Here is a 13,666-nt window from a genome sequence, read left to right on the forward strand (position 1 = left end):
AGAGGATTTCTCTAGAAGTCGGACTGACATATTCTATCATAATTTATTGAACTTGACAAGAGTAACTGCTTAATGCAAGTCGGCTACGGGCAATCGTGCTATTTTTCAATGATTTTTTGGACATCAGTAAATACAGCATCGATTTCACGATCACCATCGATAGTGTTTAGCAAACCTTGTTCTTTATAATAGGCCAAGATTGGCTCACTATTTTTGATGTTGATAGCCAGACGATTTTTAACCGTCTCAGGTTTATCATCTTCTCTTTGATAGAATTCATGCCCACCACAACGATCACATGTATCTTCAACTTTTGTAGGGTTAAAAATTTTATGATAAGTTGCTCCACAGTTGCTACAGATGAATCGGCCAGCTAAACGCTCAACCAAAACGTCTTCACCCACGTGGATATCGATGACTGCATCAATTTTTTTGTTTAAATCTTTTAGCATTGCATCTAGCGCTTCAGCTTGTTCAAGCGTACGAGGAAAACCATCTAATAAGAAGCCTTTTTCTGTATCTTGTTCAGCTAAACGCTCTTTCACGATTCCATTTGTTACTTCATCAGGAACTAATTCACCTTTATCAATATAAGACTTTGCTTCCAAGCCAAGAGCTGTTTCGTTTTGCATTGCTGCACGGAACATGTCTCCTGTTGAGATATGAGGAATATGATAAGCATCAATAATTTTTTCTGCTTGTGTTCCTTTACCTGCACCTGGCAGCCCCATTAAAATGAGGTTCATTGTTTACCCTCCTAATAAATGTGAGAACGTGTGTTGAGGAAAAACCTCAACACGCTTTCTTACTCAATAAATCCAACGTACTTACGTTTCAGCATTAAGCCTTCTAACTGTTTAGCAGTTTCTAAAGCAACACCGATGATGATCAATAAGCTGGTTCCACCTAACCCGATGGATTGAGGCAGATTCCAAACCATTTGTGCAATGATTGGTAATAAAGCCACTAACCCAAGGAAAATAGCACCGACAGTACTTAATCGCATCAATAAGCTTGAGACATACTCTTCAGTTCCTTTACCAGGACGTACGCTTGGTATATAGCTTCCTTGCTTTTGTAAGTTTTCCGCTAATTTCTCAGGGTTTACTTGAACAAATGCATAGAAGAAGGTAAATGCAATGATCAATATCGTATAAATCGTAGCACCAGGTGCCGTATTATAGTTAAAGATCTGCATCATAATTTTATACCAATTTTCAGACCCAAATCTACCACTCAATGCTTGTAAGACAGCATTAGGTGTCGCAATAAACGAACTTGCAAAGATAACTGGGATAACCCCAGCAGCATTTACTTTCAACGGTAGATAACTACTTGTTGGTGCACCTGCTACACGTTTCGTGTATTGAATTGGGATCTTGCGTTCAGCTTGTTGGAAAAATGTTACGCACGTTACGATTAAGATAATCGCTACGACTAAGATGGCAATAAAAATTGCAGATTTCCAGATATCTGAAGGATCAATATTTACAAAGTAATCTTCATAAATTTCTTTGACACTTTCAGGCAATCGAGAGATGATCCCCGCAAAGATAATCATTGACACCCCATTACCGATTCCTTTTTCTGTGATTTGTTCTCCTAACCACGTAACAAACATTGTACCAGCAGTTAAAATTAACCCAATGGTCACATAAGTTGAAACATTAGGGTTCGTCACAAAACCTAATTGAGCATATTGGTTAAATCCAGCAGTAATACCCACTGATTGAATAAACGCCAATACTAAAGTTAAGTATCTCGTTGCTTGATTTAATTTCTTACGACCAACCTCTCCTTGTTTTGACCATTCAACAAAACGTGGAACAATATCCATTTGTAACAATTGGATAACGATGGAAGCTGTAATGTAAGGCGAAACCCCCATTGAAAAGATGGAGAAATTTTGCATTGCACTACCACTCACCAAGTTCAACATATTGAAAAATGGTAAAGAAGAAAGATTTTGCAATGAACTAGCATTCACACCTGGCACAGTAATATGTGCACCTAGACGAAATACAAGTAAAACAAATACAGTAAAGAGAATCTTCGACCTAATGTCCTTTACTTTAAAAGCATCTTTTAATAGTTTAAACATTAGATCACCTCAATTGATCCACCAGCAGCGACGATTGCTTCTTCAGCTGCTTTCGAGAATTTTGCGGCTTTCACTGTTAATTTTTTCGTTAATTCACCATTCGCTAATACTTTGATTCCTGCTTTTTCGTTTTTCACGATTCCAGCTTCTACTAAAGCAACAGGAGTTACTTCAGCACCATCTTCAAAGCGATTCAAGACATCAAGATTGATGACTGCATAGTCTTTGCGGTTTACATTAGTAAATCCACGTTTTGGTAAACGACGGAATAATGGAGTTTGACCCCCTTCAAATCCTAGACGTACACCACCGCCTGAACGAGCTTTTTGTCCTTTTTGTCCGCGTCCAGCAGTTTTTCCGTTACCAGAAGAAGTACCACGACCAACACGATTACGTACTTGGCGTGAACCTTCAGCAGGTTTTAATTCATGAAGTTTCATAGGTTTGGCACCTCCTTAATATTCTAGTTCTTAGTTTTTATTTGTTTTATTAAACTTCTTCAACGTCCACTAAGTGAGAAACAGTATTGATCATGCCTTTGATTGCTTCATTAGCAGGCTTAACCACTGAACTGTTAATCTTTGTAAGACCTAACGCTTTAACTGTGTCGCGTTGGTTTTGAGGACGTCCGATAATACTGCGTTTTAAAGTAACTTTTAATTCAGCCATTATTTTTGTCCTCCTTATCCGATTAATTCTTCCACTGATTTGCCACGAAGTGCTGCCACTTCTTCTGCACGTTTCAATTGTTTCAATCCTTCAACAGTTGCGCGAACAACGTTGATTGGTGTGTTTGAACCTAAAGATTTAGAAGTGATATCTGCTACCCCTGCTAATTCTAATACGGCACGAACTGGTCCGCCAGCAGCAACCCCAGAACCTTCAACAGCAGGTTTCATTAGGATTCTACCACCACTAAAAGCACCGATTACTTCGTGTGGGATTGTTGAACCAACCATAGGTACTTCAACTAAGTTTTTCTTCGCATCTTCAATTGCTTTACGGATTGCTTCAGGTACTTCTTGTGCTTTACCAGTACCAAATCCTACGTGTCCGTTTTTGTCACCGACAACAACTAAAGCAGCAAAACGTAGACGACGTCCACCTTTAACAACTTTTGTTACACGGTTAATTGCAACAACGCGGTCTTCTAATTCCAAATGTTTTGGATCGATATAAACCATGAATGGTATTCCTCCTTTTTTTAAAATTCTAGTCCATTTTCGCGAGCAGCTTCAGCTAAAGCTTGCACACGGCCATGGTAAAGGTATCCACCACGGTCAAAGACTACTACTTTAATGCCTTTTTCAGCTGCACGTTCTGCAACTAATTTACCGACAGCTTGTGCTGCTTCTGTTTTTGTTCCACCTGAAATTTCTTTATCCAAGGTAGAGGCACTTGCTAGCGTTACACCCGCTACGTCATCAATAATTTGAGCGTAGATGTTTTTGTTAGAACGAAAAACGTTCAAGCGTGGGCGCTCAGCAGTACCAGAGATATTGTTACGTACACGACGATGTCTTTTTTGACGTGTTTTGTTCTTATCTGGTTTTGTAATCACAATTGTCACCTCTTTTATTTTATTGTACTACGATTGTAGTATCGGGAAGTCTCGAAAAATAGAAGCTGCGGCACAAGTTAAGTTGTTTTGAATGAAGGATAACTTCTGCAAAATCCCTTTTACCTGCTGCTGGCTTCTATGAAATTTTTCTAAACTATTTACCAGTTTTACCTTCTTTACGGCGTACATATTCGCCAACATAACGAATACCTTTACCTTTATAAGGTTCTGGAGGACGAGTTCCACGAATGTTCGCAGCTAATTCGCCAACTTCTTCTTTGTTCGCACCTTTAACAATTACTTGCGTATTCGCTGGTACTTCAACAGTTACGCCAGCTGGTGGTGTGATTTCGACTGGATGTGAGTAACCAACGTTCAATACAAGTTTTGATCCTTGTAATTGTGCACGGTACCCAACCCCAATTAATTCTAATACTTTTTGGAATCCTTCGCTAACGCCTACAACCATGTTGTTGAAGTTTGCACGAGTTGTTCCATGGATTGTTTTCATTTCTTTACTGTCATTTGGACGAGTGAATGTCACTTCGTTTCCTTCGATATTCATTTTGATATCAGAAGAAAAAGTACGTGTTAATTCCCCTTTTGGTCCTTTAACTGTAATGTTGTTTCCATCTTGAGTAACTGTTACTCCTTCAGGGATCACAACAACTTTATTTCCAATACGGCTCACTTAAAGACACCTCCTTGTAGATTCTAGTTGATTACCATACGTAAGCGATAACTTCGCCGCCGATATTTTTTTCACGAGCTTCTTTATCGGTAACTACACCTTCAGAAGTCGAAATAATTGCGATACCTAAACCGTTCAATACTTTTGGTACTTCGTCAGCTTTGACATAAGCACGTAATCCAGGTTTAGAGATACGTTTTAAGTTAGTGATAACACGTTCGCCGTTTTTACCAAATTTTAGGAAAACACGGATTACGCCTTGTTTGTCATCTTCAATATATTCAACATCACGAACGAAACCTTCACGTTTTAAGATTTCAGCGATGTCACGTTTAATTTTTGATGCAGGAACTTCTAAAGACTCATGTTTAACCATGTTTGCGTTACGGATACGAGTTAGAAAATCTGCAATTGGATCTGTCATGACCATTGAGCTTTTACCTCCTTCTTATGCGAATTTACTTTTTTACCAGCTAGCTTTCTTCACGCCGGGAATTTGACCTTTATAGGCAAGTTCGCGGAAGCAAATACGGCAAAGATGGAACTTACGATAAACTGAATGTGGACGTCCGCAACGTTCGCAACGTGTGTAAGCTTGTGTTGAATGTTTTGCAGGGCGTTTGTTTTTAGCAATCATTGATTTTTTAGCCACGTAGTTCGCCTCCTTTAATTATTTTTGGAATGGCATGCCTAATTGTGTCAACAACTCACGAGATTCTTCATCTGAATTTGCTGTTGTTACAATAACGATGTCCATACCACGTACTTTATCTACTAAATCGTAATCTACTTCTGGGAAGATCAATTGTTCTTTAATACCTAAAGTATAGTTTCCACGACCGTCAAAGGCTTTTTTACTTACACCATGGAAGTCACGTACACGTGGTAGAGAAACTGATACCAATTTGTCTAAGAATTCGTACATTCTTTCTCCGCGCAAGGTAACTTTTGCACCAATTGGCATTCCTTCACGTAAACGGAATCCAGCGATTGATTTTTTAGCTTTTGTAATCATTGGTTTTTGTCCAGTGATTAAAGTTAATTCTTCAACTGCTTTATCTAAGTTTTTAGCGTTTGATACCGCATCACCAACACCCATGTTGATGACGATTTTTTCAACTTTAGGTGTTTGCATAACAGAGCTATAGTTAAATTTTTCCATCAATGATGGAGTTACTTCTTTAAGATATTTTTCTTTTAGGCGGTTCATTCAGTAAGACCCTCCTTCCTTAAACTTATTATTTATCTAAAACTTCACCGGTTTTTTTAGAAACACGGACTTTTTTGCCATCTACTTCTTTATAGCCAACACGGCCAGCTACGCCAGTAGAGTCGATCACCATCACGTTAGAAACATGAATTGGTGCTTCCATCTCAACAATTCCACCTTGAGGAGCAGCTTGAGAAGGTTTTTGGTGTTTTTTAACAACATTCACACCTTCGACAATGACTTTATCTTTTTTCGGAAACGCTGCTAATACAACGCCTTCTTTATTTTTGTCTTTTCCAGTGATAACTTTAACTTTATCGCCTTTTTTAACAAACATAACTGTTTCGCACCTCCTTTGATAAGTGTCTCAAGATTATAAAACTTCTGGTGCTAGTGAAACGATCTTCATGAAGTTGTTTTCACGTAGTTCACGTGCAACTGGCCCAAAGATACGCGTTCCACGAGGGCTTTTATCATCACGAATAATCACTGCAGCATTTTCATCAAATTTAATATATGAACCGTCTGTACGACGAGCTCCTGATTTTGTTCGAACGATAACGGCTTTTACGACGTCACCTTTTTTGACAACCCCACCTGGCGTTGCTTGTTTAACCGTAGCAACGATCACATCACCGATGTTAGCAGTTTTACGACCAGATCCACCAAGGACTTTGATCGTCAAAATTTCACGTGCGCCTGAATTATCAGCGACTTTTAAACGACTTTCTGCTTGGATCACGTTGTGTATCCTCCTTTCAGATTTTGCATTCAATCTATATAGGAAAATCTCGTGTTATTAGATAATAACTGCTTCTTCGACTACTTCCAACAAACGGAAACGTTTTGTAGCTGATAATGGACGAGTTTCCATAATTTTCACGATGTCGCCAACTTTAGCTGTGTTGTTTTCATCATGTACTTTGTATTTCTTAGAATAGTTCATGCGTTTACCATAGATAGGGTGGTTTTTCTTTGTTTCGACAGAAACAGTAATTGTTTTATCCATTTTGTCTGAAACTACGCGACCTTGATAAACTTTGCGTTGATTTCTTTCTTCAGTCATACGCTTAATGGCCTCCTTCCATAATTACTTAGCTTGTTCACGCAATACAGTTTTGATGCGTGCAATCGATTTACGTACTTCTTTAATACGTGCAGTGTTTTCTAATTGACCTGTTGCTAATTGGAATCTAAGATTAAACAATTCTTCTTTCAATTGTTTTTCTTGATCAAGCATTTCGGCAGTGGTTAATTCTCTGATTTCTTTAACCTTCATTCGATTCACCACCCATTTCCTCACGTTTTACGATCTTAGTTTTCATTGGTAATTTGTGAGAAGCTAGACGTAACGCTTCACGAGCCACTTCTTCAGACACGCCTGCAATTTCAAACATGATTTTACCACGTTTTACTGGTGCAACCCATCCTTCAGGTGCCCCTTTACCAGAACCCATACGTACCCCAATTGCTTTGGCAGTATAAGATTTGTGAGGGAAAATTTTAATCCATACTTTCCCACCACGTTTCATGTAACGAGTCATTGCAATACGAGCAGCTTCGATTTGGCGGTTTGTGATCCAATGAGAATCAACAGCTTGCAAACCGTATTCACCGAATGCTACTTCTTTACCACCTTTAGCTTCCCCACGCATTTTTCCGCGGAATTCACGACGGTGTTTTACACGTTTAGGTACTAACATGATTATTTCCCTCCTTTCTCAGTGTTTTTTTTAGTTGGAAGAATTTCTCCACGATAGATCCACACTTTAACTCCTAGTTTTCCGTATGTTGTATCTGCTTCTTCCCATGCGTAATCAATATCCGCACGTAATGTGTGAAGAGGAACAGTTCCTTCTGAATATCCTTCTGAACGAGCGATATCCGCACCGTTTAAACGTCCAGATACTTGAGTTTTGATCCCTTTAGCGCCAGAACGCATTGAACGTTGGATCGCTTGTTTTTGCGCGCGACGGAAAGCAACACGGTTTTCTAATTGACGTGCGATTCCTTCACCTACTAATTTTGCATCTAGATCTGGTTTTTTGATTTCCACGATGTTGATATGGATTCTTTTTCCAGTTAATTTGTTTAATTCTTTTCTTAGGTTTTCGACTTCAGATCCGCCTTTACCAATAACCATACCTGGTTTTGCTGTGTGAATTGAAATATTGACACGGCCTGTAGCACGCTCGATTTCAATTGTTGATACAGCAGCATCAGCAAGTTTAGTTGAAATAAATTTACGGATTCTTAAATCTTCGTGTAAGAACTCTGCATACTCTTTTTCAGCATACCATTTTGCATCCCAGTCGCGGATGATGCCTACACGCATTCCAATTGGATGTACTTTTTGACCCACTGATTATCCCTCCTTATTTTTCTGATACGACTACCGTGATATGACTTGTACGTTTGTTGATTGGAGAAGCTGAACCTTTTGCACGTGGACGGAAACGTTTCATTGTTGGTCCTTCGTTGACAAATGCTTCAGATACTACCAAGTTTTCAACATCTAAGTCAAAGTTGTTTTCTGCATTCGCAACTGCTGACATCAATACTTTTTCAATGATTCCAGCAGATTTATTTGGTGTGAATTTCAAGATTGAAATTGCATCCGCAACACTTTTACCTCTGATAAGGTCAATTACTAAACGCGCTTTACGAGGTGAAGTGCGAACTGTTTTTGCAGTTGCTTTAGCTGATGTGATTTGTTCTGCCATTTGCTTTTATCCTCCCCTCAAATTAGCGTTTCGTTTTCTTATCGTCTGCGGCATGGCCACGATAAGTTCTAGTTGGTGCGAATTCACCTAATTTGTGTCCTACCATATCTTCTTGGATGTAAACTGGTACGTGTTTACGTCCATCGTAAACTGCGATGGTATATCCAACAAAACTTGGGAAAATTGTCGAACGACGAGACCAAGTTTTGATTACTTTTTTCTTTTCGACCCCAGCTTGAGCTTCAACTTTGTTCATTAAATGCTCATCAACGAAAGGTCCTTTCTTTAAACTACGACCCATGGTGAACCTCCTCTCAAAATGTGCGACACATGGTCAAAGTAATTATTTATTTTTACGACGACGAACGATAAGTTTGTCTGATTTCGCTTTTTTATCACGAGTTTTGTAACCAAGCGCTGGTTGTCCCCAAGGAGAAACTGGTGCTTTACGTCCGATAGGAGCTTTACCTTCACCACCACCGTGTGGGTGATCGTTAGGGTTCATTACGCTACCACGTACAGTTGGGCGTTTACGCATCCAACGAGAGCGTCCAGCTTTACCAATGTTGATTAATTCGTGTTGTTCGTTACCTACTGACCCAACTGTTGCACGGCAAGCAGCTAAGATCATACGAACTTCACCAGAGTTTAAGCGGATCAATACGTATTTGCCTTCTTTACCAAGTACTTGAGCACTTGTACCAGCAGAACGGATCAACTGTCCACCTTTACCAGGTTTCATTTCAATGTTATGAATAACAGTACCAACTGGAATATTTTCTAAAGGAAGAGCATTACCAACTTTGATATCTGCATCTGGACCTGAAACAAGTTTCATACCAACTTGTAGTCCTTTTGGTGCTAAGATGTAAGCTTTCACTCCATCTTCATAGTGTACTAACGCGATGTTAGCTGAACGGTTTGGATCATATTCGATCGTTTGAACAGTTGCAACAACGTTATCTTTGTTACGTTTGAAGTCGATCACGCGATATTGGCGTTTATGTCCGCCACCTTGATGACGTACAGTGATGCGGCCGTTGTTGTTACGTCCAGCATGGTTTTTCAATGGTTGTAACAATGATTTTTCAGGTGTTGATGTTGTGATTTCAGCAAAATCAGAACCTGTCATGTTACGACGACCATTTGAGGTAGGTTTGTACTTTTTAATCGCCACGTTTTTCCCTCCTAATTTAATGAGTTATCTAGTAAGTGCTTATTCAGCAGCTTCGAATAATTGGATTTCTTTTGAATCTTCAGTTAATGTCACGATCGCTTTGCGACGTTTTTTTGTATATCCTGCATATTTGCCCATACGTTTGAATTTCGCACGTACGTTCACGATGTTCACGTTTTTAACTTTTACGTCAAAAGCAGCTTCAACCGCTTGTTTTACTAAAGTTTTGTTTGCACGAGTGTCCACTTCAAAAGTATATTTCTTGTCATCCATGGCAAGCATTGATTTTTCAGTGATCACAGGGCGTTTGATTACGTCTAGTAAGTTCATTATGCAAGCACCTCCTCAATTTGAGTAAGAGCAGTTTGTGTTGCTAACACTTTTGTATTTGAAACAACATCTAGCACACTCACGTTATCAGAAGTTACTACAGAAACGTTTGGTAAGTTACGTGCTGATAAAGCAGCAAAGTCGTTACCTTTTTCTAGAACAACCAATACTTTAGAGTCAATAGATAAGTTAGCAAGAACTTGTTTGAATTCTTTTGTTTTTGGTGCATCGAAGCTTAATCCTTCAATTGCTACCAAGTTGTTTTCAGCAACTTTTTCTGATAAGACAGATTTCATTGCTAAACGACGAACTTTTTTAGGAAGTTTGTAGCTGTAAGAACGTGGTGTTGGTCCAAAGACTACGCCACCTCCACGCCATTGTGGTGAGCGGATTGATCCTTGACGAGCACGACCAGTTCCTTTTTGACGCCATGGTTTACGTCCACCGCCTCGAACAGCGCTACGGTTTTTAACCGCATGTGTTCCTTGTCTTAATGATGCACGTTGCATAACGATTGCATCGTAAACAACACTTTCATTTGGTTCAATTCCGAAGATTTCTTCGTTAAGTGTGATTTCACCGTTTTGGCTTCCATCTTGTTTGAATAATGCTACATTCGGCATTCCTTAGTTCCTCCTTTCTTCCTACTATTATTTAGCTTTCACAGCTGATTTGATAGTGATTAATGATTTTTTAGCTCCAGGAACATTTCCTTTAATTAAGATAACGTTTCTTTCTGCATCAACGCGAACAACTTCCAAGTTTTGGATTGTTACGCGGTTGCCACCCATACGGCCAGCAAGACGTTTGTTTTTAAATACACGGTTAGGTGCAACTGGACCCATTGACCCAGGACGACGATGGTAGCGAGAACCGTGAGCCATTGGTCCGCGGCTTTGGCCGTGGCGTTTGATAACCCCTTGGAATCCTTTACCTTTCGTAGTACCTGTTACATCAATAATGTCTCCTGCTTGGAAAACATCTACTGTAATTTCTTTTCCTACTTCATATTCTCCTAGCTCAACATTTTTGAATTCACGAATGAAGCGCTTAGGAGCCGTGTTTGCTTTTGCAACATGACCTTTCGCAGGTTTGTTTGATAAAACTTCACGCATATCTTGGTAACCAACTTGAATAGCTTCATAGCCATCCGTTTCCATTGTTTTAACTTGTAATACTACGTTTGGCGTAGCTTCTACAACAGTTACTGGAATTAATTCGCCAGATTCAGTGAAGATTTGTGTCATTCCCACTTTTTTCCCTAAGATTCCTTTGGTCATGAGTACACCTCCATTAATTTTATTTTAGTTTTATAATTTGATTTCGATATTTACACCAGATGGTAAGTCTAGCTTCATCAAAGCATCAACAGTTTTTGGTGTTGGGTTCACAATGTCGATAAGACGTTTATGTGTACGCATTTCGAATTGTTCGCGTGAATATTTGTATTTGTGTGTCGCACGAATAATTGTGTAAAGACTGCGTTCAGTTGGTAATGGAATTGGTCCAGACACGCTAGCTCCAGTTCTTTTTGCAGTTTCCACGATTTTATCCGCTGCTTGATCTAAAATACGGTGTTCATACGCTTTTAAACGGATACGAATTTTTTGTTTTGCCATCTTGTTCCCTCCTTCGCCTATTTTGAAAAGTAGACATAGCTCCACGAAAATTTCCGTCACGCTCGTTCGTGGCAAAGCGTCCGGGCGTGTCGCAACCTCTCGTTTCTTAGCCGACGAAATCCAATAGATCACGTCTGTGCCATTTACGCTTTTGTAAACGCACCTTTGTAAGTATAAACCATCTAAACCTACAAATCAAGGCTTTTTTCCTGTAAAAAGCAAATTGTTTTCATTGTTTTTCATTTTCTTCTTTTTGACCAACTATTTTATAAACTTTCTTCACTTCTACGCAGTTTCCTTTTATCCACCTTTAAAAACCATCGAATCAAAAAACGAACAGTTGCGTTTTTTGATTCGATGGTTTATGTCACAGTAACAACTTGATAGCAACACCTAATCCTCTTTAAAGTTTCAATCACGTTGTTTTTATTCAGGATACCTTTTTAATCGTTTTATTCCTTTTCAACTCAAACCTTGGCGCCATGGTTGAGTATTTTCTTGGCGATAAACCTTTGCTTGACCGATTGAATGAAAAAGTGTCATTTTTTGTTTTACCACTTCTTTAGCAGCCTCAATGCATTCAGGGTAAATGGCATTTGGATCCCACAGCTCTGTAGATGCTAGAATTTCACGACATTTTTTATAAAAAGCATATTTATAATCAGATGAAATATTTACTTTTTGAATGCCAATTTCTACCGCTTTTGCAATTTCTTCATCAGGGTTGGCTGATCCACCATGTAATACTAGAGGAACATCTACTTTTTCTTTAATCTTTTCTAAAACATCCATCTTCAATGATGGTTTTACATTTTTAGGATAAATACCATGTGCTGTTCCAATTGCAACAGCTAAAGTATCAATACCTGTACGTACCACAAATTCTTGTGCATCCTCTGGTCTGGTATAAATGACTTCTGACACTCCGCCTTCTACGGAAGTACCAGTATTCCCAATTGTCCCTAACTCCCCTTCAACTGAAACACCAATTTTGTGACACACATCCACCACTTCTTTTGTTACAGCAATGTTTTCTTCAAAAGATAGTAAAGAACCATCGATCATGACGGAACTAAAACCACAATGGATCCCTCGCATGATACTAGCTAAACTATCTCCATGATCCATATGAATAACGAATGGTACAGCACTATTTTTTACTCGGCTCACTGCATATTGAAAAAATTCGTCTTTCAAAAAATCTAATTCTGTTGGATGTACGGCGATAATTGCTGGTGCATCATTTTCCTCAGCGGCTTCAATGACTACTCGTAGGAAGTTACTGTCAGCTACATTAAATGCACCTACGGCAAATTGGTTTTGTTTCGCTACTTCTAACATTTGATTCATATTAATTAACATCTTTGGTATTCTCCATTTCTATGATTTATTTTTAGAACCCGACAATTCGATATACTCTTTTACTAGCATTTTTCCTGACGCGGCCGTTTGTTGAATCAACGAAGGATACTCGATTGACGGTTCTTCTTTCAATAGTTGTTTTATCTTTTGCTTTTGTGCTTTCATAAAATCAGAACCCACATTGATCTTATTAATGCCTAGTTCGATTGAACGAAGAATATTTTCTTTTCCTGCGCCCGAACCGCCATGTAAAACCAGCGGAAGATGCGTCATTTCTTTTATCTTTTGTACAATATCAAAGTGAAATTTAGGACAATACCCATTTGGATAATCACCATGACTGGAACCGTAAGAAATAGCTAAACAATCCACTTGCGTTTCATTAATTAAACGTATGGCATCATCTGGATCTGTATACATGGTGTCATTTGTCAACTGGTTGCCAAGAACGGCCCCCATATTTCCTACTTCTGCTTCGACACTCGCATCATAAGTTTGCGCAAACTGAACCATAGCTTTGGTGACTTCAATATTTTTTTCTAACGGATACATGGACGCATCCATCATGACGCTAGAAAATCCTTCTTGTAAACATTGTTTAACGAAGGCAATGTCTTGTCCATGATCTAAATTGAGTGCGACTTCTACCTTAGCATCTTGCGCCATTCGTATGATAGGTTGAGTCAAATAGCGATAATCAATATGTTGCTTTAAGTGTTCCTGCAATAAATCAATAATGATCGGTGCGTTTAATTCTTCTGCTGCTTGGATTGTCGCTTGAACCGTTTCTAAATTAAAACAATTGATTGCCATGACTGCATAGTTTTCTTGATTAGCTTTTTGTAGCATTTTTTTCATTGAAACATACATGACAGTTCTCACTTCCTACAAT

The 13,666-nt window shown here is 38.9% G+C and carries 25 protein-coding genes; all 25 read right to left on the reverse strand.

The features are described from left to right. Positions 1 to 98 precede the first annotated feature (98 nt). Positions 99 to 746, reverse strand: coding sequence for an adenylate kinase (locus tag EVI01_RS05225; protein ID WP_010750791.1), 648 nt, complete (start codon positions 744 to 746; stop codon positions 99 to 101). Between the two features lie 59 nt (positions 747 to 805). Further along, positions 806 to 2,101: a preprotein translocase subunit SecY gene (gene secY / locus EVI01_RS05230; RefSeq protein WP_010750792.1), complete on the reverse strand. Its 1,296-nt coding sequence runs from the start codon at positions 2,099 to 2,101 to the stop codon at positions 806 to 808. Continuing rightward, positions 2,101 to 2,541 carry a 50S ribosomal protein L15 gene (rplO, locus tag EVI01_RS05235; protein WP_010750793.1) on the reverse strand — a complete coding sequence of 147 codons (441 nt, stop codon included), beginning with the start codon at positions 2,539 to 2,541 and terminating at the stop codon, positions 2,101 to 2,103. The genes secY and rplO overlap by 1 nt, the downstream gene beginning before the upstream one ends. A 49-nt stretch (positions 2,542 to 2,590) precedes the next feature. Further along, complete coding sequence (gene rpmD, locus EVI01_RS05240; RefSeq protein ID WP_010734455.1) at positions 2,591 to 2,770, reverse strand: 50S ribosomal protein L30; 180 nt, start codon at positions 2,768 to 2,770, stop codon at positions 2,591 to 2,593. Between the two features lie 14 nt (positions 2,771 to 2,784). Beyond that, positions 2,785 to 3,285: a 30S ribosomal protein S5 gene (gene rpsE, locus EVI01_RS05245; protein ID WP_010734456.1), complete on the reverse strand. Its 501-nt coding sequence runs from the start codon at positions 3,283 to 3,285 to the stop codon at positions 2,785 to 2,787. Positions 3,286 to 3,305: 20 nt separating this feature from the next. Further along, a complete protein-coding gene (gene rplR / locus EVI01_RS05250) occupies positions 3,306 to 3,662 on the reverse strand; it encodes a 50S ribosomal protein L18 (protein ID WP_002288679.1) in 357 nt (118 codons plus the stop codon). A 154-nt stretch (positions 3,663 to 3,816) separates the two neighbouring features. Further along, positions 3,817 to 4,353, reverse strand: coding sequence for a 50S ribosomal protein L6 (gene rplF / locus EVI01_RS05255; protein WP_010750794.1), 537 nt, complete (start codon positions 4,351 to 4,353; stop codon positions 3,817 to 3,819). Between the two features lie 31 nt (positions 4,354 to 4,384). Next, positions 4,385 to 4,783 carry a 30S ribosomal protein S8 gene (gene rpsH / locus EVI01_RS05260; RefSeq protein WP_002288675.1) on the reverse strand — a complete coding sequence of 133 codons (399 nt, stop codon included), beginning with the start codon at positions 4,781 to 4,783 and terminating at the stop codon, positions 4,385 to 4,387. A gap of 36 nt (positions 4,784 to 4,819) precedes the next feature. Then, complete coding sequence (locus EVI01_RS05265) at positions 4,820 to 5,005, reverse strand: type Z 30S ribosomal protein S14 (RefSeq protein WP_002356214.1); 186 nt, start codon at positions 5,003 to 5,005, stop codon at positions 4,820 to 4,822. 18 nt (positions 5,006 to 5,023) lie between these two features. Continuing rightward, on the reverse strand, positions 5,024 to 5,563 hold the full coding sequence (rplE, locus tag EVI01_RS05270; RefSeq protein ID WP_002288671.1) for a 50S ribosomal protein L5: 540 nt from the start codon (positions 5,561 to 5,563) through the stop codon (positions 5,024 to 5,026). A gap of 28 nt (positions 5,564 to 5,591) precedes the next feature. Continuing rightward, positions 5,592 to 5,900, reverse strand: coding sequence for a 50S ribosomal protein L24 (rplX, locus tag EVI01_RS05275; protein WP_010750795.1), 309 nt, complete (start codon positions 5,898 to 5,900; stop codon positions 5,592 to 5,594). 36 nt (positions 5,901 to 5,936) lie between these two features. Further along, complete coding sequence (gene rplN, locus EVI01_RS05280; RefSeq protein WP_002288669.1) at positions 5,937 to 6,305, reverse strand: 50S ribosomal protein L14; 369 nt, start codon at positions 6,303 to 6,305, stop codon at positions 5,937 to 5,939. Between the two features lie 57 nt (positions 6,306 to 6,362). Continuing rightward, positions 6,363 to 6,629 (reverse strand): 30S ribosomal protein S17, encoded by a 267-nt coding sequence (gene rpsQ, locus EVI01_RS05285; RefSeq protein ID WP_010720444.1) that lies wholly within the window; start codon positions 6,627 to 6,629, stop codon positions 6,363 to 6,365. A 24-nt stretch (positions 6,630 to 6,653) separates the two neighbouring features. Beyond that, positions 6,654 to 6,842 carry a 50S ribosomal protein L29 gene (gene rpmC, locus EVI01_RS05290; RefSeq protein ID WP_002288664.1) on the reverse strand — a complete coding sequence of 63 codons (189 nt, stop codon included), beginning with the start codon at positions 6,840 to 6,842 and terminating at the stop codon, positions 6,654 to 6,656. Continuing rightward, positions 6,832 to 7,266, reverse strand: a complete 435-nt coding sequence (gene rplP / locus EVI01_RS05295; protein ID WP_010720445.1) for a 50S ribosomal protein L16 — start codon at positions 7,264 to 7,266, stop codon at positions 6,832 to 6,834. Before rplP ends, rpmC begins: the two co-directional genes overlap by 11 nt. A gap of 2 nt (positions 7,267 to 7,268) precedes the next feature. Then, positions 7,269 to 7,925, reverse strand: a complete 657-nt coding sequence (gene rpsC, locus EVI01_RS05300; protein ID WP_005880799.1) for a 30S ribosomal protein S3 — start codon at positions 7,923 to 7,925, stop codon at positions 7,269 to 7,271. 13 nt (positions 7,926 to 7,938) lie between these two features. Then, the gene (gene rplV, locus EVI01_RS05305; protein WP_002288657.1) at positions 7,939 to 8,286 is read right to left on the reverse strand and encodes a 50S ribosomal protein L22; all 348 of its coding nucleotides are present in this window, start codon (positions 8,284 to 8,286) and stop codon (positions 7,939 to 7,941) included. A gap of 22 nt (positions 8,287 to 8,308) precedes the next feature. Next, entirely contained in the window at positions 8,309 to 8,587 is a 279-nt protein-coding gene (rpsS, locus tag EVI01_RS05310; protein WP_010720447.1) for a 30S ribosomal protein S19, read from the reverse strand. Between the two features lie 42 nt (positions 8,588 to 8,629). After that, a complete protein-coding gene (gene rplB, locus EVI01_RS05315) occupies positions 8,630 to 9,463 on the reverse strand; it encodes a 50S ribosomal protein L2 (RefSeq protein ID WP_010750796.1) in 834 nt (277 codons plus the stop codon). A gap of 39 nt (positions 9,464 to 9,502) precedes the next feature. Beyond that, entirely contained in the window at positions 9,503 to 9,793 is a 291-nt protein-coding gene (gene rplW, locus EVI01_RS05320) for a 50S ribosomal protein L23 (RefSeq protein ID WP_002290449.1), read from the reverse strand. Further along, entirely contained in the window at positions 9,793 to 10,416 is a 624-nt protein-coding gene (rplD, locus tag EVI01_RS05325; RefSeq protein ID WP_010750797.1) for a 50S ribosomal protein L4, read from the reverse strand. Before rplD ends, rplW begins: the two co-directional genes overlap by 1 nt. Before the next feature lie 27 nt (positions 10,417 to 10,443). Then, positions 10,444 to 11,073, reverse strand: a complete 630-nt coding sequence (gene rplC, locus EVI01_RS05330) for a 50S ribosomal protein L3 (protein ID WP_002290445.1) — start codon at positions 11,071 to 11,073, stop codon at positions 10,444 to 10,446. Between the two features lie 30 nt (positions 11,074 to 11,103). Beyond that, positions 11,104 to 11,412 (reverse strand): 30S ribosomal protein S10, encoded by a 309-nt coding sequence (rpsJ, locus tag EVI01_RS05335; protein WP_146811555.1) that lies wholly within the window; start codon positions 11,410 to 11,412, stop codon positions 11,104 to 11,106. Positions 11,413 to 11,874: 462 nt separating this feature from the next. Further along, positions 11,875 to 12,774 (reverse strand): ketose-bisphosphate aldolase, encoded by a 900-nt coding sequence (locus EVI01_RS05340; protein ID WP_010750799.1) that lies wholly within the window; start codon positions 12,772 to 12,774, stop codon positions 11,875 to 11,877. 18 nt (positions 12,775 to 12,792) lie between these two features. Beyond that, a complete protein-coding gene (locus EVI01_RS05345; protein WP_010750800.1) occupies positions 12,793 to 13,644 on the reverse strand; it encodes a class II fructose-bisphosphate aldolase in 852 nt (283 codons plus the stop codon). Positions 13,645 to 13,666: the final 22 nt, after the last annotated feature.

The sequence above is a fragment of the Enterococcus villorum genome (genome assembly GCF_007990225.1).
GTDB classification, from domain to species: Bacteria; Bacillota; Bacilli; order Lactobacillales; family Enterococcaceae; genus Enterococcus_B; species Enterococcus_B villorum.

Bases quoted from the DNA above. Each gene is read 5' to 3' on its own strand.
- EVI01_RS05225 (WP_010750791.1), bottom strand. From the start codon at position 746: ATGAACCTCATTTTAATGGGGCTGCCAGGTGCAGGTAAAGGAACACAA.
- rpmC (WP_002288664.1), bottom strand. From the start codon at position 6,842: ATGAAGGTTAAAGAAATCAGAGAATTAACCACTGCCGAAATGCTTGAT.
- EVI01_RS05345 (WP_010750800.1), bottom strand. From the start codon at position 13,644: ATGTATGTTTCAATGAAAAAAATGCTACAAAAAGCTAATCAAGAAAAC.
- rplV (WP_002288657.1), bottom strand. From the start codon at position 8,286: ATGGCAGAACAAATCACATCAGCTAAAGCAACTGCAAAAACAGTTCGC.
- rplP (WP_010720445.1), bottom strand. From the start codon at position 7,266: ATGTTAGTACCTAAACGTGTAAAACACCGTCGTGAATTCCGCGGAAAA.
- EVI01_RS05340 (WP_010750799.1), bottom strand. From the start codon at position 12,774: ATGTTAATTAATATGAATCAAATGTTAGAAGTAGCGAAACAAAACCAA.
- rpsE (WP_010734456.1), bottom strand. From the start codon at position 3,285: ATGGTTTATATCGATCCAAAACATTTGGAATTAGAAGACCGCGTTGTT.
- rpsQ (WP_010720444.1), bottom strand. From the start codon at position 6,629: ATGACTGAAGAAAGAAATCAACGCAAAGTTTATCAAGGTCGCGTAGTT.
- rplE (WP_002288671.1), bottom strand. From the start codon at position 5,563: ATGAACCGCCTAAAAGAAAAATATCTTAAAGAAGTAACTCCATCATTG.
- rplW (WP_002290449.1), bottom strand. From the start codon at position 9,793: ATGAACTTACTAGACGTAATCAAACGCCCTGTGATCACTGAAAAATCA.
- rplO (WP_010750793.1), bottom strand. From the start codon at position 2,541: ATGAAACTTCATGAATTAAAACCTGCTGAAGGTTCACGCCAAGTACGT.
- rpmD (WP_010734455.1), bottom strand. From the start codon at position 2,770: ATGGCTGAATTAAAAGTTACTTTAAAACGCAGTATTATCGGACGTCCT.
- rplX (WP_010750795.1), bottom strand. From the start codon at position 5,900: ATGTTTGTTAAAAAAGGCGATAAAGTTAAAGTTATCACTGGAAAAGAC.
- rplD (WP_010750797.1), bottom strand. From the start codon at position 10,416: ATGCCGAATGTAGCATTATTCAAACAAGATGGAAGCCAAAACGGTGAA.
- secY (WP_010750792.1), bottom strand. From the start codon at position 2,101: ATGTTTAAACTATTAAAAGATGCTTTTAAAGTAAAGGACATTAGGTCG.
- rpsS (WP_010720447.1), bottom strand. From the start codon at position 8,587: ATGGGTCGTAGTTTAAAGAAAGGACCTTTCGTTGATGAGCATTTAATG.
- rpsJ (WP_146811555.1), bottom strand. From the start codon at position 11,412: ATGGCAAAACAAAAAATTCGTATCCGTTTAAAAGCGTATGAACACCGT.
- rpsH (WP_002288675.1), bottom strand. From the start codon at position 4,783: ATGGTCATGACAGATCCAATTGCAGATTTTCTAACTCGTATCCGTAAC.
- rplC (WP_002290445.1), bottom strand. From the start codon at position 11,073: ATGACCAAAGGAATCTTAGGGAAAAAAGTGGGAATGACACAAATCTTC.